This is a genomic window from Neisseria sp. P0020.S005 (assembly GCF_051957055.1).
Taxonomy (GTDB): Bacteria; Pseudomonadota; Gammaproteobacteria; order Burkholderiales; family Neisseriaceae; genus Neisseria; species Neisseria subflava_A.
Genome location: NZ_JBQCWV010000004.1, coordinates 51,799 through 70,159, shown reverse-complemented (window position 1 = coordinate 70,159; position 18,361 = coordinate 51,799). Strand labels below are relative to the sequence as shown.

15 protein-coding genes and 1 pseudogene are annotated in these 18,361 nt (G+C 53.7%); 11 read left to right on the top strand and 5 right to left on the bottom strand.

Features of this window, described 5'->3' with window-relative positions:
• Nucleotides 1–32: 32 nt before the first annotated feature.
• Entirely contained in the window at nucleotides 33–2,423 is a 2,391-nt protein-coding gene (gyrB, locus tag ACTHTU_RS04735; protein WP_440361910.1) for a DNA topoisomerase (ATP-hydrolyzing) subunit B, read from the top strand.
• Between the two features lie 79 nt (nucleotides 2,424–2,502).
• On the opposite strand, the gene ACTHTU_RS04730 is transcribed toward gyrB, so the two are convergent.
• Nucleotides 2,503–3,129 carry a hypothetical protein gene (locus ACTHTU_RS04730; protein ID WP_440361909.1) on the bottom strand — a complete coding sequence of 209 codons (627 nt, stop codon included), beginning with the start codon at nucleotides 3,127–3,129 and terminating at the stop codon, nucleotides 2,503–2,505.
• Between the two features lie 123 nt (nucleotides 3,130–3,252).
• Nucleotides 3,253–4,281 carry a tRNA preQ1(34) S-adenosylmethionine ribosyltransferase-isomerase QueA gene (gene queA / locus ACTHTU_RS04725; protein ID WP_440361908.1) on the bottom strand — a complete coding sequence of 343 codons (1,029 nt, stop codon included), beginning with the start codon at nucleotides 4,279–4,281 and terminating at the stop codon, nucleotides 3,253–3,255.
• Nucleotides 4,282–4,636: 355 nt separating this feature from the next.
• Here queA and accB point away from each other — a divergent pair, with 355 nt between their 5' ends.
• The 10 genes and pseudogenes from accB (at nucleotide 4,637) to katA (ending at nucleotide 15,796) form a co-directional block, all read left to right on the top strand.
• Nucleotides 4,637–5,098, top strand: a complete 462-nt coding sequence (accB, locus tag ACTHTU_RS04720) for an acetyl-CoA carboxylase biotin carboxyl carrier protein (protein WP_314595667.1) — start codon at nucleotides 4,637–4,639, stop codon at nucleotides 5,096–5,098.
• A gap of 71 nt (nucleotides 5,099–5,169) precedes the next feature.
• Complete coding sequence (locus tag ACTHTU_RS04715; protein ID WP_440361907.1) at nucleotides 5,170–5,364, top strand: YqaE/Pmp3 family membrane protein; 195 nt, start codon at nucleotides 5,170–5,172, stop codon at nucleotides 5,362–5,364.
• A gap of 28 nt (nucleotides 5,365–5,392) precedes the next feature.
• Nucleotides 5,393–6,754 (top strand): acetyl-CoA carboxylase biotin carboxylase subunit, encoded by a 1,362-nt coding sequence (gene accC, locus ACTHTU_RS04710; protein ID WP_049336912.1) that lies wholly within the window; start codon nucleotides 5,393–5,395, stop codon nucleotides 6,752–6,754.
• Nucleotides 6,755–6,821: 67 nt separating this feature from the next.
• Nucleotides 6,822–7,613: pseudogene (locus ACTHTU_RS04705) on the top strand (aminotransferase class I/II-fold pyridoxal phosphate-dependent enzyme); the annotation flags it as partial.
• Between the two features lie 145 nt (nucleotides 7,614–7,758).
• Nucleotides 7,759–7,983 (top strand): hypothetical protein, encoded by a 225-nt coding sequence (locus ACTHTU_RS04700; RefSeq protein ID WP_440361906.1) that lies wholly within the window; start codon nucleotides 7,759–7,761, stop codon nucleotides 7,981–7,983.
• A 35-nt stretch (nucleotides 7,984–8,018) separates the two neighbouring features.
• A complete protein-coding gene (locus ACTHTU_RS04695; RefSeq protein ID WP_440361980.1) occupies nucleotides 8,019–9,980 on the top strand; it encodes a TonB-dependent receptor in 1,962 nt (653 codons plus the stop codon).
• A gap of 215 nt (nucleotides 9,981–10,195) precedes the next feature.
• Nucleotides 10,196–10,960, top strand: coding sequence for an ABC transporter ATP-binding protein (locus ACTHTU_RS04690; protein ID WP_440361905.1), 765 nt, complete (start codon nucleotides 10,196–10,198; stop codon nucleotides 10,958–10,960).
• A gap of 150 nt (nucleotides 10,961–11,110) precedes the next feature.
• On the top strand, nucleotides 11,111–12,022 hold the full coding sequence (locus ACTHTU_RS04685; protein ID WP_283120726.1) for an ABC transporter substrate-binding protein: 912 nt from the start codon (nucleotides 11,111–11,113) through the stop codon (nucleotides 12,020–12,022).
• A complete protein-coding gene (gene fhuB, locus ACTHTU_RS04680; RefSeq protein ID WP_440361904.1) occupies nucleotides 12,016–13,983 on the top strand; it encodes a Fe(3+)-hydroxamate ABC transporter permease FhuB in 1,968 nt (655 codons plus the stop codon). The genes ACTHTU_RS04685 and fhuB overlap by 7 nt, the downstream gene beginning before the upstream one ends.
• Nucleotides 13,984–14,281: 298 nt before the next feature.
• Nucleotides 14,282–15,796, top strand: a complete 1,515-nt coding sequence (gene katA / locus ACTHTU_RS04675) for a catalase KatA (protein WP_440361903.1) — start codon at nucleotides 14,282–14,284, stop codon at nucleotides 15,794–15,796.
• 302 nt (nucleotides 15,797–16,098) lie between these two features.
• Here the strand turns inward: katA and groL are convergent, their stop codons facing one another.
• Genes groL through groES form a run of 3 tightly spaced genes read right to left on the bottom strand, consistent with a single transcriptional unit; the run spans nucleotide 16,099 to nucleotide 18,357 of the window.
• Entirely contained in the window at nucleotides 16,099–17,733 is a 1,635-nt protein-coding gene (gene groL, locus ACTHTU_RS04670) for a chaperonin GroEL (RefSeq protein WP_003744506.1), read from the bottom strand.
• A gap of 25 nt (nucleotides 17,734–17,758) precedes the next feature.
• Nucleotides 17,759–18,037: a hypothetical protein gene (locus ACTHTU_RS04665; RefSeq protein WP_440361902.1), complete on the bottom strand. Its 279-nt coding sequence runs from the start codon at nucleotides 18,035–18,037 to the stop codon at nucleotides 17,759–17,761.
• Between the two features lie 32 nt (nucleotides 18,038–18,069).
• Complete coding sequence (gene groES / locus ACTHTU_RS04660; protein ID WP_003774857.1) at nucleotides 18,070–18,357, bottom strand: co-chaperone GroES; 288 nt, start codon at nucleotides 18,355–18,357, stop codon at nucleotides 18,070–18,072.
• Between the last annotated feature and the right edge of the window lie 4 nt (nucleotides 18,358–18,361).

Sequence of the window (18,361 nt, the reverse complement as noted above, 5' to 3'; positions counted from 1 at the left end):
AAAATTTCCTTGAAATTCAGCAAGAAAAGACCATGACTGACCAAAAACACGAAGAATACGGCGCCGACAGCATACAAGTGCTGGAAGGCTTGGAAGCGGTACGCAAACGCCCCGGTATGTATATCGGCGACACGCAGGACGGCAGCGGCCTGCACCACATGGTGTTCGAGGTGCTCGACAACGCTATTGACGAAGCGCTCGCCGGACATTGCGACAAAATCACCGTAACCATCCATGCCGACAATTCCGTCAGCGTGGCCGACAACGGCCGCGGCATGCCGACCGGCATCCACCCGAAAGAAGGCCGCTCCGCCGCCGAAGTCATCATGACCGTCTTACACGCAGGCGGCAAATTCGACAACAACAGCTACAAAATCTCCGGCGGTCTGCACGGCGTGGGCGTATCCGTCGTCAACGCGCTGTCCGACTGGGTAACGCTGACCATCTACCGCGACGGCAAAGAACACTTCGTCCGCTTCGTACGCGGCGAAACCGAAGAGCCTTTGCGAGTAGTCGGTGATTCCGACAAAAAAGGCACGACCGTGCGTTTCCTCGCCAGCGCAGAAACCTTCGGCAACGTCGAATACAGCTTCGACATCCTCGCCAAACGCATCCGCGAACTTTCCTTCCTGAACAACGGCGTGGACATCGAATTGATTGACGAACGCGACGGCAAACACGAAAGCTTCGCCCTCTCCGGCGGCGTGGCCGGCTTCGTGCAATACATGAACCGCAAAAAAACACCGTTGCACGAAAAAATCTTCTACGCGTTCGGCGAAAAAGACGGCATGAGCGTCGAATGCGCGATGCAATGGAACGACAGCTACCAAGAAAGCGTGCAATGTTTTACCAACAACATTCCGCAACGCGACGGCGGTACGCACCTGACCGCATTACGCCAAGTGATGACCCGTACCATCAACAACTATATCGAAGCCAACGAAGTCGCCAAAAAAGCTAAAGTGGAAACCGCCGGCGACGATATGCGCGAAGGCCTGACCTGCGTGTTGTCCGTCAAACTGCCCGATCCGAAATTCTCATCGCAAACCAAGGATAAACTGGTTTCCAGCGAAATCGGCCCCGTTGTCAACGAAGTCATCAACCAAGCCCTGACCGACTTCCTTGAAGAAAACCCAACCGAAGCCAAAATCATCACCAGCAAAATCGTCGATGCCGCCCGCGCGCGCGAAGCCGCACGAAAAGCCCGCGAAATTACCCGCCGCAAAGGCGTGATGGACGGTTTGGGCCTGCCGGGCAAACTCGCCGACTGCCAAGAAAAAGACCCTGCCCTGTCCGAACTCTACCTCGTCGAGGGCGACTCCGCAGGCGGTTCCGCCATGCAGGGCCGCGACCGCAAATTCCAAGCGATTTTGCCGCTCAAAGGTAAGATTTTGAACGTCGAAAAAGCACGTTTTGAAAAAATGCTGGCCAGCCAAGAAGTCGCCACGCTGATTACCGCTTTGGGCGCAGGCATCGGCAAAGAAGAATTCAATGCCGAAAAACTGCGCTACCACCGCATCATCATCATGACCGATGCCGACGTGGACGGCGCGCACATCCGCACCCTGCTCCTGACCTTCTTCTACCGCCAAATGCCCGAGTTGGTCGAACGCGGCTACATCTACATCGCCCAGCCGCCTTTGTACAAAGCCAAATACGGCAAACAAGAGCGTTATCTCAAAGACGAATTGGAAAAAGACCAATGGCTGCTCGGTTTGGCCTTGGAAAAAGCCAAAATCGTTTCAGACGGCCGCACCATCGAAGGCGAAGAGCTTGCCGATACCGCCAAACAATTCCTGTTGGCCAAAACCGTCATCGAGCAAGAAAGCCGCATCATTGACGAACTCGTCCTGCACGCCATGCTGCACGCTTCGCCGGTCGATCTCAGCACCGCAGAAAGCGCAGACCGCGCCGTTGCCGAATTGAGCGGCCTCTTGGACGAAAAAGAAGTCGCGCTCGAACGCATCGAAGGCCACGAAGGACACCAGTTCATCAAAATCACACGCAAGCTGCACGGCAATGTGATGGTGAGCTACCTCGAACCTAAGTTCCTCAACAGCAAAGCCTATCAAACCCTTACCCAAACCGCCGCCGCACTCAAAGGCATGGTCGGAAAAGGGGCGAAGCTCTACAAAGGCGACAACGAATACGACATCGACAGCTTTGAAGCCGCTTTGGATATCTTGATGAGCGTTGCCCAAAAAGGCATGTCCATCCAACGATACAAAGGCTTGGGCGAGATGAACCCAGAACAACTTTGGGAAACCACGATGGATCCTACCGTCCGCCGCCTCCTGAAAGTCCGCATCGAAGACGCCATCGCCGCCGACGAAGTGTTCGTCACCCTGATGGGAGACGAAGTCGAACCGCGCCGCGCCTTCATCGAAAACAACGCCCTGCTGGCACAAAACATCGACGCCTAAGCATGGAAAGATAAAAGGCCGTCTGAAAAACGATTTTCAGACGGCCTTTTTGTTTTTTATTTTATTCACAATATTCTTTTTATAATCCAAAGTCCGATAATTTTTTGTTTTTACTTTCAAGTAAATCATGAATAAATTGCGGTTCTATTTCTAATAATGATTTTACAGTATCATGGATTTCCCAATACCGTTTACTTGGATAGTCAATAATATGCTGTAGATACTCCTTAACGAGCGGCACATACTCTATAAACTGCATTTTCGTGACCAGCCAAAACAACTCACTGATAGAAAAATCTGCCGATGATGCTTTACGAATAATTCTAGCCACAGGAGGAAAGATTTTCTGACGTGCATCATCACCTTTTTGCTGACTCTGATCTGCTTTAGATGCCCAGTAACTGATAAAAGCAGACAAGATATGCCGATCTGTATCATCATAACCATGTAAACGATGATCAATCATTCCCTCTGTATCCCCTTTCTCAAACATCAAAACCAAAGTATCAAAGCCTTCATCAATACCCCAGTGAGCAAGCAGGCGTGCTGAATCAAATTGCAATACCTCTTTTTCATTGGATAGCAATTCGATTAATCCATCTATCCTCTCTTGTGGCACATCCTCCAAGTCAAGCTCTTCTGGAATCGTCGTATAGTCCACATTTTCCGGTACGCTATACAGCAAAAAATCTATTTTTTTTCTCATCCATTAATTTGACTCTTAGGCAACTTACTTAAGCCGCGTATTCTAGTAGAACGTTTCAACTGATGATTCGGATTCGGGACAATCCCAAATAACCAGTTTGAAACGCTCCAATCCATTTCCGCTTTATTCCGCTTTCCCCAAAATCATCGCATCACCATAGCTGAAAAAGCGGTATTCCTGTTCCACGGCATGGCGGTAAACGCTGCGGATATGTTCCATGCCCGAAAACGCGCTGACGAGCATCAGCAAGGTTGATTTGGGTAGGTGGAAGTTGGTAATCAATCGGTCGGCAACATTGAAGCGGTAGCCCGGCGTAATAAAAATATCGGTATCGCCGCGACCGGCTTTCAGACGGCCTGTTTCGCGTGCGGCGGATTCCAAGGCGCGCATGGAGGTTGTGCCCACTGCCCATACTTTATTGCCGCGCGCTTTGGCGGCTTCAACGGCGGCAACGGTCTCGGCCGGTACGTCAAACCACTCGCTGTGCATTTTGTGTTCTTCAATTTTATCGACGCGCACGGGTTGGAATGTGCCGGCACCGACGTGCAAGGTTACTTCTGCGGTTTCTACGCCTTTGGCTTTCAGACGGCCCAACAACTCATCGGTAAAGTGCAAACCTGCCGTCGGCGCGGCCACTGCGCCTTGATATTTGGCGTACACGGTCTGATAGCGGCTGTCGTCTTCATCATCGGCCGCGCGTTCGATATAAGGCGGCAAGGGCAAATGGCCGTTTTGCTCTAAAAGTTCGTAAACGGTTTGCTCGCCTTCAAATTTCAGGCAAAACAATTCTTCCGCACGTTCCATCATGACGGCACGGATATCGCCTTCAAAAATCAATTCTGTACCCGGCTTCGGCGATTTGGACGAGCGGATATGCGCCAATGTGGTATGCGCGTCCAATACCCGCTCAATCAGGGCTTCGATTTTTCCGCCACTGGCTTTTTGGCCGAACAGGCGTGCCTTCATCACTTTGGTATTGTTAAACACCAGCACATCGCCCGGTGCGACATAATCGGGTAAATCGCCGAAATGTTTGTCTTCAATCGGCAATGTAGGCAAGGCAACCAGAAGCCTGCTACTGCCGCGCACTTCCGGAGGATGCTGAGCAATCAGTTTTTCGGGCAATTCAAAATCAAAATCGGAAATATCCATTGTCGTGCATACTTTAAAAAAACAGGCGCCATTATACGCGCAAAGTTGGTTTTCAGACGGCATGTTTTGTCGAAAAACCAATAAATTAGAATAAACGCTCTTGAAAAAATCACTTTTTAACGAAAATCAGCGTTCCTTTCTTTTTTCGCCGAAAAACGCCTTTTTTCTATCTTTTACTGGACATTTACCGACAAGTTCGGGAAAATAACCAGATTCATTTCTCAGGCTCCGCCCTGTTCCGACATTATTTAAACGCCGGATGGCAAACCTGCCTTCCGACGTCTCAGGAAATCATCTAAAACCACAGCGGCGCATACCCAATATGCACTTTATGCCGCGCTAAAAAGGAAAAGCAATGGATTTGCGTAAATTAAAAAAACTGATTGATTTGGTCGAAGAATCAGGCATTGCAGAAATTGAAGTTACCGAAGGCGAAGAAAAAGTCCGCATTACGCGTACTACTGCCGCCGCAGCGCCTATTTATGCTGCTCCGGCACCTGCCGCAGCCGCTCCGGTTGCCGCCCCTGTTGCTGCTGCTCCGGCCGCAGCCGCTCCAGCCGCAGCCCCTGCCGCTCGCGATTTGTCCAACGCGCAAAAATCGCCTATGGTAGGTACGTTCTATCGCGCTCCCGGCCCGAACGCCGCCGCTTTCGTTGAAGTAGGTAAACAAGTAAAAGCCGGCGATACTTTGTGCATCATCGAAGCCATGAAGCTGATGAACGAAATCGAAGCCGAGAAATCCGGTGTCGTTAAAGAAATTCTGGTTGAAAACGGTACTCCGGTCGAATACGGCGAGCCGCTCTTCATCATTGAATAATCCGTTTTTTCAGACGGCCTTTATCTTTAAGGCCGTCTGAAATTCCTTTTTCTGTTCATTAAGGACAAACCATGCGTCTGATTTTGGCTATTTTCTTGCCTTGGTTGCAGTTTTTCACCATCGGCCGTCCGTTTGCAGGCATCATCTGTCTGACTCTGCAATGTACGCTGGTTGGCTGGATACCGGCAGCCATGTGGTCGGTTTACGCCTTGAGCCAATACAAAACCGACCAAAAAATCCGCAACGCATTAGGCGGCCGCCAATAGGCCGTCTGAACCATCCGGAAAGATTATCATGCTGAAAAAAGTATTGATCGCCAACCGGGGCGAAATCGCCCTGCGCGTCCTGCGTGCCTGCCGTGAAATGGGTATCGCCACCGTCGCCGTCCATTCCGAAGCCGACAAAGACAGCCTGCACGTCAAACTCGCCGACGAATCCGTGTGCATCGGCCCTGCCGCATCCGCACAAAGCTACCTCAACATTCCCGCCCTCATTGCTGCTGCCGAAGTAACCGAAGCCGACGGTATCCACCCCGGCTACGGCTTCCTCGCCGAAAACGCCAATTTTGCCGAACAAGTCGAACAATCCGGCTTTGTCTTCATCGGCCCTAAAGCCGACACCATCCGTCTGATGGGCGACAAAGTATCCGCCAAACACGCCATGATCGAAGCCGGCGTGCCTTGCGTTCCCGGCTCTGAAGGCGCATTGCCAGACGACGGTGAAGAAATCCTGAAAATTGCCGATAAAGTCGGTTATCCCGTCATTATCAAAGCCTCCGGCGGCGGCGGCGGTCGCGGTATGCGCGTCGTCGAGAAAAAAGAAGACCTCCTCCAGTCTGTTGAAATGACCAAAGCCGAAGCAGGCGCGGCATTCGGCAACCCGATGGTTTACATGGAACGCTATCTACAGCGTCCGCGCCACGTCGAAATCCAAGTGATTGCCGACGAACACGGCAACGCCATCTACCTTGCAGAGCGCGACTGCTCCATGCAGCGCCGCCACCAAAAAGTCATCGAAGAAGCACCGGCTCCGTTCATCACTGAAGAAGAACGCGCCAAAATCGGCAAAGCCTGTGCCGACGCTTGCAAACGCATCGGCTATCGCGGCGCAGGTACGTTTGAATTCCTGTACGAAGACGGCGAATTCTTCTTTATCGAGATGAACACTCGCGTTCAGGTTGAGCATCCGGTTACCGAGCTCATCACCGGCGTGGACATCGTCCAAGAGCAATTACGCATCGCATCCGGTCTACCGTTGCAATACAAACAGGAAGACATTCAAGTCGAAGGCCACGCGTTTGAATGCCGTATCAATGCCGAAGATCCATACAACTTCATTCCAAGCCCGGGCCTGATTGAAAGCTGCCACCTGCCCGGCGGCTTCGGCGTCCGCGTCGACAGCCATATTTACCAAGGCTACCGCATCCCTCCTTACTACGACAGCCTGATCGGCAAAGTCTGTGTCGTCGGTAAAGACCGCGACCAAGCCATGGCCAAAATGCGTGTTGCCCTCGATGAGCTGGCGATTACCGGCATCAAAACCAATACGCCGCTGCACCGCGACTTGTTCAGTGACCCAGGCTTCCAAAAAGGCGGCGTCAGCATCCACTACTTGGAACACTGGCTGGAAGAACGCAAAGCCAAACTGGATAAATAATCCTCTGTTTTGACTAAAAATAAGGCCGTCTGAAACACAAAATAAAGTTTCAGACGGCCTTTTTTAAGGCGACGCAGGCTTCTTCAAATACCGCGTGGACTTTGACGCGCTGGAGAGCCTGTCTGAATTGAAAGAGGGCAAAATCGGTGCGATTTGCTGTTCGCGCCCGACCAACCCGACCGGCAATGTGTTGACCGACGGCGAGATGGCGCGTTTGGACGCTTTGGCGCAGGAACACGGGATTCCGCTGATTATCGACAACGCTTACGGAATGCCGTTCCCGAATATTATTTATAGTGATGTGACGCTCAACTGGCACGAAAACATCATCCTCTGCTTCAGCCTTTCTAAAATCGGCCTGCCCGGCGTGCGTACCGGCATTATTGTCGCCGCGCCGGAAGTGGTCAAAGCCGTCAGCAGTTTGAATGCGATTGTGAATTTGTCGCCAACCCGTTTCGGCGCGGCGATTGCGGCTCCGCTGTTGAACGACGGCCGTCTGAAACAGCTGGCCGATGAAGTGATTCAGCCGTTTTACCGTCAGCAGGCACAAACGGCGGTTTCCCTGCTCAAACGCGAATTGGGCGCGTATCCGTTGAAAATCCACAAGCCTGAAGGTGCGATTTTCTTGTGGCTCTGGTTTGAAAACCTGCCCGTTTCGTCGCAAACTCTGTACGAAATGCTCAAAGCCGAAGGTACGCTGATTATTCCGGGCGAGCATTTCTTTGTCGGCATCGATAGGCAAGACTATCCGCACGCGCACGAGTGCATCCGCATGAGCATTGCGCAGGACGCGGAAACGCTGGGAAAAGGCATTGCCGCCATCGGCAGGGTGGTGCGCGGTTTGTACGATGCGGCGTAAACGGTAAAGTTGATAGCCATTCAGTCAAAAGGTCGTCTGAAAACAGTTTCAGACAACCTTTTATTATTTATTTATTTTTTTTTGAAATAAAATTAATTTTCTTTTAAAATTAACCGTTACGATCGACTTTTGAAAGAAAATACAAATGACTAAGCCCGCTTCCAGACTCAGCATCCTCAGCCTCTCCCTCCTTGCCGTTTCGGCGGCATTTGCCTCAGACGAACCCCAAGACCGAGAAATCTCCGAACTCGAAACCATCACCGTAACCGCCAGCGCGGACGCATCCAAGGGCGGTTTGATTCCTGCATTTAAAGGCGGACAGGTGGCGCGCGGCAGCCGCGTGGGTATTTTGGGCAATAAAAAAACCTAGAATCGCCGTTCTCCAATACTGCTTACACCAATAGGCTGATTCAGGACAAACATGCGCGCAGCGTCGGCGACGTACTGCAAAACGACCCGACCGTCCGCGTTGCGCGCGGTTACGGCAATTTTCAGGAAGCGTATTTCATACGCGGCTTTGCCGCCGAATCGGACGATACCATGTACAACGGCCTTTACGGCATCCTGCCGCGCCAATACATCGCCACCGAACTTTTCGAACGCGTGGAAGTCCAGCGCGGCGCATCCGCCTTCTTAAACGGCATGGCGCCGGGCGGCAACAATATCGGCGGCACGGTATCCGTATTACCCAAACGCGCGTCCAATGAAGGATTGAACCGGCTGACTGCCAATTACGGCGCGGGAAAACGCGGTGGTTTGGCGGCGGACGTGGCGCGCCGTTTCGGACAAAATCAGGAATTCGGCGTGCGCGTCAATGCGGCGCACCATAACGGCAAAACCGCAATAGACGACGAAAAGTCCAAACTCAGCCTGGTCAATGTCGGCCTAGACTGGCGCAATGAAAATGCCCGCCTGTCCGCCGATTTGGGCTGGCAGGACAACAAGCTCAAAGCCACGCGTACCAATGTTACCCTGTCAGGCCTGACCGCCGTGCCGACCGCGCCTGATGCCTCGTCCAACTGGGCGCAGCCGTGGACGTATTCCAACGAGCGCGACTGGTTCGGCACAATGCGCGGCGAATACGATTTCAACGACAACCTAACTGCCTACGCCGCCTACGGCTTCCGCCGCAGCAAGGAAAACAATTCTCTGGCAAACCTGACTGTCGGCAATGTCAACGGCGACGGATCGATTTACCGCTTCGACAACGCGCGTAAGGATAAAATCGACACGGGCGAAATCGGTTTGCGCGGCAAATTCAATACGGGCGCGGTAGAGCACGAATGGACCGCCGCCGCCAACCGGTTCCAATCCTCGCGCAAAAACGCTTACATCATGGATTGGGGCAACCAATATACGACCAACCTCTACAACCCGTCCCGCTATCCGCAACCCGCAGCCGCCAACCCGCTGTATTCGGGCAACGACATGGGCAATCCTGCTGTTACCGGCAAAACACGCCTGACCAGCTTCGCCTTGGGTGACACCTTCAGCCTTTGGGACAAACGCCTGCAATTCATGCTCGGTGCGCGCTGGCAGCAGGTGCATAACAAGGCTTACGCCTATAATACAGGCGCGCAAACCGAAAATTACAAAAAATCGCGCCTCAGTCCCGCCGCCGGCGCGGTGTACCGCATCACGCCGAATTGGTCGGTGTACGGCAACTACATCGAAAGCCTGGGACAAGGCGCGACTGCAGGCTCGACTGCCTCCATCAACGGCCGGGTCTACGCCGTCAGCAATACCGGCGAATCGCTCAAACCCTATGTTTCCAAACAAAAAGAAATCGGCACGAAATTTGAAGCCAACGGCTTCGGCGCGGGATTGGCCCTGTTCCACACCGACAAACCGCGTTCGCTTTACGTTGCCGAAAGCAACAACACCGCCCGCTTCACCTCCGAAGGCAAAGACCGCCACCGGGGCGCGGAAATCACCGTTTACGGGGAAGTCGCACAAGGTGTGAGGCTCTTGGGCGGCATTACCCTGCTCGATGCCAAGCAGAAATCTACCGGCTCATCTTTAACTGACGGCAAACGCACCATCGGCGCGGCTAAAACCCAAGCCAACATTGGCTTGGAATGGGAAGTGCCGAAAGTGCAAGGTTTGGCATTTGACGGACGCATGGTTTACACCGGTTCTTCCTACGCCGATGCGGCCAATACGCTTAAAGTCGGCGGCTGGACGCGCTTCGACATCGGCGCGCGCTACCACACCCAAATCGGCAGGCACGAAGCCACCTTCCGCGCCCGCCTCGATAATGTTGCCAACAAGAAATACTGGGCATCCGTCGGCGGATACCCTAACAGCGGCTACCTGAACGCCGGCGCACCGCGCAGCTTCACCCTGTCGGCTTCGGTCGATTTTTAAGGGACGGGCGGCAAACGGCCTCCAACGGTCCAAAGGTCGTCTGAAACGTTTTCAGACGACCTTGGAGCCTGGGGCGTCCGACTTTGCCCTACGCTTTCGGACAACCGCCGTAAAACTCCGCCTTTGCGGCATTGGCACCGACAACGGGCAATGGATTTTGCTGCGCCGCCGCTTTCTCCGAATAACGTCAAACCCACTAAAAGGTCGCCTGAAACGTGTTCCAAATCCAAAACGCCACCTTCTCCATACCCGGCCGCTCGCTGCTGCACGACATCAGCGTCAACTTTTCCCCTAACCGCGTGTACGGCCTCATCGGTCATAACGGCTCGGGCAAGTCCACGCTGTTGAAACTGCTCACCCGCCAGCATGAACCTGCAGGCGGCAGGATATTGCTGAACGACAAAGAAATACGCGCCTATTCCGCCCGCGCATACGCCAAAGAAGTCGCCTATCTTCCGCAGCAACTGCCCGCCGCTACCGCGCTGACCGCGCGCGAGCTGGTTATGATGGGGCGTTATGCCTGGAGCGGGCTTTTAGGGCGCACGAACGATGCGGACAGACAGGCGGTGGAACAGGCGTTGCGGCTGACGCATACGGAAAAATTTGCCGATCAAATCGTCGATACGCTGTCGGGCGGCGAACGTTCGCGCGTCTGGCTGGCGATGTGCCTGGCGCAGCAAAGCCGCTTTTTGCTGCTGGACGAACCGCTTGCCGCTTTAGACATCGCCCACCAAATCGACGTGATGGCACTGGTGCGCAAGCTGTCTCGCAATTTGGGTTTGGGCGTCATCATCGTCATCCACGACATTAATCTGGCGGCGCAGTATTGCGATGAACTGGTCGCGCTCAAACAGGGACGGCTATTAAAAACGGGCAAACCCACCGACATTATGACCGCAGAAGTGTTGAAAGACATTTACAGCGTCGATATGAACATCATCGCCCATCCTGAAAACGGCCGCCCCGTGGCATTGCCTTGACGCAGGCAAACCGTCCCGCCGCATAAGTTCCGACCATAAAATCCACCGCCCGAATCCAAACCGGATGACATCACAGACCATTGTGGAATACCTGTATCCGATATGTTTCAGACGACCCTTTATTCAAAAACCGAAAGACCTTCCAAGCTCATGTCCCACCGCTTTTCAGACGACATTCCCCGCCTTGCCGCACGGCTGTTTTTTACCGCAGCCCTCCTGTTTTCCCTGCCTGCACCCGCCGCACCGCGCGTGGCAACTTCGGACTGGACGGTCGCCGAAACACTGACGGCGATGGGGCATCCGCCCGTCAGCGTTGCCGACCGCCGCGTGTACGATACCTGGGTGAACCATCCGCCGCTGCCCGCTGCCGTCAAGGAAGCGGGGCTGCGCTTCCAGCCGAATTTGGAGCGGCTGTATCAGATAAAACCTGATTTTTTCGTGCAATCTTCCTGGTATGCCGCCGCCAAGTCCCAGTTTGAAAAAATCGCCCCGGTACGCGAAGTGGATTTCGGCACGGCAAAAGGCATCGAATATGCCCACACGGTCGAAGCCACGCGCAGGCTGGGTAAAATCATCGGCGACCCTGCCGCTGCCGAAAAGCTGATTGCCGGTACGGAAAACCTGTTTGCCCGCGCCAAACCCGCGCTTTCGGCATATCGCGGCCGCCCGTTTGCGGTGGTGCAGTTTGTCGACGGGCGGCATTTGCGGATTTACGGCAAGACTTCGCTGTTTCAGGCCGTGTTCGACAAATTGGGGCTGAACAATGCCTGGACGGGCAAAAGCAACGAATGGGGTTTCGAAAACATCACGCTTTTAGATTTGGCAAAGCTACCGCCGGACACGCTGCTAATCATCGTCAAACCGCATCCTCAAAATACACGTGCAACGCTCGAAAAAAGCGCGCTTTGGCAACGCCTGCCGTTCTGCCGCCCTGCAAACCGCCGCATCTTCGAGCCGTCGTGGAGCTACGGCGCACTGCCGTCCATGCAACATTTCACTTTGCAACTGATGCGTTCGATGTCGTCTGAAAACCCGTCCACACAAAAGGAAGCCTCATGGTAAAGATTTTCAGACGACCCCTGCCTATCCTTGCCGCCGCGTTGGCAATATCGTGTGCGCTGACGGCGTTTTGGATATTGAAGCTGGAATGGACGCTGCCGTGGCTGCGGCTGTTTGACCGTCCCGACAGCCTGCCTTTGGATGCACTGATGGTGCAGAACAACACCCTGCCCCGCATGGCGATGGCGCTGCTCGCGGGAGGCAGTACGGCGATGGCGACCATGCTGATGCAGCAGTTAATGCGCAATCCGCTCGCATCCGACAGTACACTGGCAGTCAGCAGCGGCGCGCAGGCGGCTTTGGTGGCGGCGACCGTGTTTGCCCCTTCCTTCCTTGCCTACGGCACGTCCGCCGTGGCGTTTGCCGGCGCAGCGGCGGCTTTGGGTGTGGTATTGCGGCTGTCGGCACGGCGCGCCCTGCAACCGCTCAGCGTCGTGCTGGCGGGTTTGGTGGTCAGCCTGTATCTGGGTTCCCTCACCGGTATCGTGATGCTGTTTTTCAGCGAAGAGACGCGCGGCGTGATGCAGTGGGGCAGCGGCTCCCTGGTGCAGGACAGTTGGCGCGATACGTTGGGGCTTTTGTGGCGGATTGCCGTTGCCGCCATACTTACCGCCTTTTTAATCAAACCGTTAAACATCATGAGCCTGGGCGACACGCAGGCGGAATCGGCAGGCATACCGGTGAAGAAAATCCGTCTGCTGTCTTTGGCGGTTGCTGCATTTTTGAGTGCGGGCGTGGTCGGCTTTGTCGGCATGATGGGCTTTGTCGGATTGGCGGCGGCGACGCTGGTGCGGCAAATGGGCGTACGCACGCTGTCCATGCGCCTGATTTGTTCCTTCATCGTCGGCGCACTGCTTTTGATGCTGACGGACAACGGCCTGATGCTGCTGAAACACTACCGCGGCACCGATCTGCCCGCCGGCGCTGTAACTGCCCTCGTCGGCGCGCCGCTTTTGTTGTGGCTGACGGCGAAAGCACCTCCGCGTCCTTCGTTTCAGACAACCTCCAATATTTCAACCGCCGCGCCGCACGTCCCGCGCCTATTGCGTTTTCTGCTGCTTATCGCCGTCGCCGTATCGGTATTGGCGTTTACGGTCGGACGCTATGACGAAACCCTGCGCCTGACCATAGACCCGGAATATTTCGTATTCCGCTACCCGCGCGTGCTGCTCGCCGCCGCCACCGGCACCATGCTCGCGTTGACCGGCGTCATACTGCAAAGGCTGACGCAAAACCCGATGGCGGGACCCGAACTCTTGGGCATCAGCTCTGGAACGGCATTCGGCGCGATGTCGGTAGTGATGCTGTTCGGCATTACCTCGGGCAGCGGCTGGTTTTGGCTGACAGGTATCGTTTCCGCTCTCGTATCCTTGGGGCTGTTGATGCTGTTCAACCGCAAAAACGGATTTACTCCCGAAAAAATCCTGCTTACCGGCATGGCGCTGGCCGCACTCGCCGATGCCGCCATCCGCATTTGGATGGCAACCGGCGATTTCCGCGTACAACTGCTTTTATTGTGGATGTCAGGTTCGACCTATCAGGCAACGCCCGAATCCGCCCTTACCGTCAGCCTCCTCGCCGCCGCCTCGCTCCTCCTCATCCTCACGCTGCAACGCTGGCTCGGACTGCTCAGCCTGAACGCAACAATCGCCCGCTCCGTCGGCATCAACGTCCCCCTCGCACGGCTGGTGCTGATCGTCTCAAGCGCAGCGTTAACCGCCTTATCCACACTGCTTATCGGCCCCTTGAGCTTCGTCGGACTACTTGCGCCGCATCTGGCCCGTATGCTCGGCGCACGCCTGCCCAAACAGCAACTTGCTGCCGCCGCACTCATCGGCGCATCGGTTATGATGACGGCCGACTGGCTGGGCAGGCAGGTAATGTTCCCTTACGAAGTCCCCGCCGGAATGATGGCCACGCTCATAGGCGGCGCATATTTCATGATGATGATGCGCAAGCTTTAATGCGAACGGAGATACAAAAAGGTCGTCTGAAAACAGTTTCAGACGACCTTTTTGTTTAACATGTTTATTCGATAATAAAAATCTAACAAAAATAAAATTTCAATTAATAATAACAATATTAAATTGAAGTCATAGTTCCAATAGTCAAAACCTTTCTGTATAGTTCTTTTCATAGCTTAAACAAAAGGAAAAACAAATGTCGATACAAGAAATTTATGAGAGTCAAGAAACCGGCTACGAATATGCTTTTCGGCAAATCGTTTTATAAATCACTGACCATTTTGCAAAGGAAATCATCATGACCGTCTCTAAATGCCCTGTTACCCACCTGACCATGAACAACGGCGCGCCCGTTGCCGACAATCAAAACAGCCTGACTGCCGGTCCGCGCGGCCCTCTGCTGGCGCAGGATTTGTGGCTGAATGAAAAACTCGCCGACTTCGTGCGCGAAGTCATCCCCGAACGCCGTATGCACGCCAAAGGTTCAGGCGCGTTCGGTACGTTTACCGTAACACACGACATCACAAAATACACCCGCGCCAAAATCTTCAGCGAAGTCGGCAAGAAAACCGAGATGTTCGCCCGTTTCACCACCGTGGCAGGCGAGCGCGGCGCAGCAGATGCGGAACGCGACATCCGTGGCTTTGCATTGAAGTTCTATACCGAAGAAGGCAACTGGGATATGGTCGGCAACAACACGCCCGTGTTCTTCCTGCGCGACCCGCGTAAATTCCCCGACCTAAATAAAGCCGTCAAACGCGACCCGCGTACCAATATGCGTTCTGCCACAAACAACTGGGACTTCTGGACGCTGCTGCCCGAAGCCCTGCACCAAGTCACCATCGTCATGAGCGACCGCGGCATCCCCGCCAGCTACCGCCATATGCACGGCTTTGGTTCGCATACTTACAGCTTCTGGAACGAAGCGGGCGAGCGTTTTTGGGTGAAATTCCATTTCCGCAGCCAGCAAGGGATTAAAAACCTGACTAACGAAGAAGCCGCAAAAATCATCGCCGACGACCGCGAAAGCCATCAGCGCGACCTGTACGAAGCCATCGAACGCGGCGAGTTTCCGAAATGGACGATGTACATCCAAATCATGCCTGAAGCCGATGCGGAAAAAGTGCCGTATCATCCTTTCGACCTGACCAAAGTTTGGCCGAAAAAAGACTATCCACTGATTGAAGTGGGCGAATTTGAGTTGAACCGCAATCCCGAAAACTTCTTCGCCGATGTGGAACAATCCGCCTTCGCACCGAGCAACCTTGTTCCCGGTATCGGCGCCAGCCCCGACAAAATGCTGCAAGCCCGTTTGTTCAATTACGCCGACGCGCAACGTTACCGCCTGGGCGTAAACTTCCGCCAAATCCCCGTCAACCGCCCGCGTTGTCCCGTCCACAGCAACCAGCGCGACGGACAAGGCCGCGCCGACGGCAACTACGGCAGCCTGCCGCACTACGAACCCAACAGCTTCAGCCAATGGCAGGAGCAGCCCGACTTCGCCGAACCGCCCTTGAAAATCAACGGCGACGCAGCGCACTGGGACTACCGCCAAGACGATGACGACTATTTCAGCCAACCGCGCGCCTTGTTCAATCTGATGAGCGACGCACAGAAACAGGCTTTGTTCGACAACACCGCCGCCGCTATGGGCGACGCCCCCGACTTCATCAAATACCGCCACATCCGCAACTGCCACCGTTGCGACCCCGCCTACGGCGAAGGCGTAGCCAAAGCTCTTGGACTGACTGTAGAAGATGCCCAAGCGGCACGAGCTAACGACCCGGCTTTAGGTCAACCTGGTTTGCTGTAAGGAGGCATTATGTGGATAGAAATTGAAGAAATCTTGTCTCAAGCTGTCCGATACAGCCGTTCGAGCAAAAAGTAACGGTTTAGATCATTAAGCAGGCCGTCTGAAACGCAAAATAAAGTTTCAGACGGCCTTTTTTGATGATGAAGTTTATTTGATTGCTTCTGATTCAATAGAACTGGCTACCCTTATTTCTCTGTAAATCATGGCATTCTCCTCACCATCTCATGCCTCTACTGCAAATAAAAAACCGCACGGCTGCTTGCCGTGCGGTTTTGCTTTTTGTCTGAAGGTTTCAGACGGCCTTACATCATGCCGCCCATACCACCCATGCCGCCCATATCAGGCATAGCAGGTTTTTCTTCAGGGATTTCAGCGATCATACAGTCTGTGGTCAGCATCAGGCCAGCGATGGATGCGGCGTGTTGCAGCGCAGAACGGGTTACTTTAGCAGGGTCGAGTACGCCCATTTCGATCATGTCGCCGTATTCGCCGGAGCCTGCGTTGTAACCGTAGTTGCCTTTGCCTTCCAACACTTTGTTCACCACCACGCTAGGTTCGCCGCCTGCGTTGGCAACAATTTGACGCAGAGGAGACTCAACGGCGCGCAATACGATTTGTACGCCTGCGTCTTGGTCGGCATTGCCGGTGTGCAGGTTTTCCAAAGCAGCACGGGCACGCAACAAGGCTACGCCGCCACCTGCAACCACGCCTTCTTCAACGGCTGCACGGGTAGCGTGCAGCGCGTCTTCCACGCGGTCTTTTTTCTCTTTCATTTCGACTTCGGTAGCGGCACCGACTTTGATCACTGCCACGCCGCCGGCCAGTTTGGCAACGCGCTCTTGCAGTTTTTCTTTGTCGTAATCGCTGGTTGCGGTTTCGATTTGTTGGCGGATTTCGGCAACACGCGCTTCGATTTGGGCAGCGTCGCCGAAGCCGTCGATGATGGTGGTGTTTTCTTTACCGATCTCGATGCGTTTGGCTTGACCCAAGTCTTCCAAAGTGGCTTTTTCCAAAGACAGGCCGACTTCTTCGGCAATCACGGTGCCGCCGGTCAGGATGGCGATGTCTTGCAACATGGCTTTGCGGCGGTCGCCGAAGCCCGGAGCTTTAACGGCAACGGTTTTCAGGATGCCGCGGATGTTGTTCACCACCAAAGTCGCCAAGGCTTCGCCTTCTACGTCTTCAGCGATAATCAAGAGCGGACGGCTGGCTTTTGCTACTTGTTCCAAAACAGGCAGCAGGTCGCGGATGTTGCTGATTTTTTTGTCGAACAGCAATACAAACGGATTGTCCAGCGCAGCGATTTGTTTTTCCGCGTCGTTGATGAAGTAAGGGGACAGGTAGCCGCGGTCGAACTGCATACCTTCGACGACATCCAATTCGTTTTCCAAAGATTTGCCGTCTTCAACGGTAATCACGCCTTCTTTGCCGACTTTTTCCATCGCTTCGGCAATAATCGCGCCGACTTGTTCGTCGGAGTTGGCGGAAATTGAGCCGACTTGGGCAATTTCTTTGGAAGTGTCGCAAGGTTTGGCGATGTTTTTCAGCTCTTCAACCAAAGCGGCGACGGCTTTGTCGATACCGCGTTTCAGGTCGGTCGGGTTCATGCCGGCGGTAACGTATTTCATGCCTTCGGCTACGATGGCTTGTGCCAGTACGGTGGCGGTAGTGGTACCGTCGCCCGCTACGTCGTTGGTTTTGGAGGCGACTTCTTTCACCATTTGCGCGCCCATGTTTTCGAATTTGTCTTTCAGTTCGATTTCTTTAGCGACGGTAACGCCGTCTTTAGTGATGTGTGGGCCGCCGAATGCGCGGTCAACCACTACGTTGCGGCCTTTAGGGCCCAAGGTTACGCGGACGGCGTTTGCCAGAGTGTTCACGCCGCTGACCATTTTTTGGCGGACTTCGTTACCGAACTGTACGTCTTTTGCTGCCATGTTATTAAATCCTCATTTAATAAAGTTAGTTATCAAGATATTCCAGAAAAATTTCCACAAACTTTTCATTATCAAAGCTTGAATTAGTCGCTCTTTCAATACGAATTACTCGAGTGAAAATATTTTTATCTTCTGGCAATACCACTATTTTCGTTTTAAAAAAAGGAAAATCTATTTCAAAAGAATTATCTACAAGTTCTTTCCATATTCTGGGTTCTTTGATATTTGGATTTTTCAACTCATCAATAAAAGCAATAGCTTTATCGGTAGATACACATCTCTCTATAACGACAGATGCTTCCATATACTTAGCTACCTTTCCGTTAAATAACTGACTTATTCCACAATGCCGAAGATATCTTCTTCGCGCATAACCAACAGCTCTTCGCCGTCGGCTTTTACGGTTTGACCGCTGTATTTGCCGAAGATGATTTTGTCGCCGACTTTAACATCCAGCGGACGGCGGTTGCCGTCTTTACCGATTTTGCCTGCACCCACGGCGATAACTTCGCCCATGTCGGGTTTTTCAGCGGCTGCGCCCGGCAAGACGATGCCTGATGCGGTTTTCTCTTCAGCTTCCAAGCGTTTGACGACGACGCGGTCGTGTAAAGGACGGATGGTCATGTTT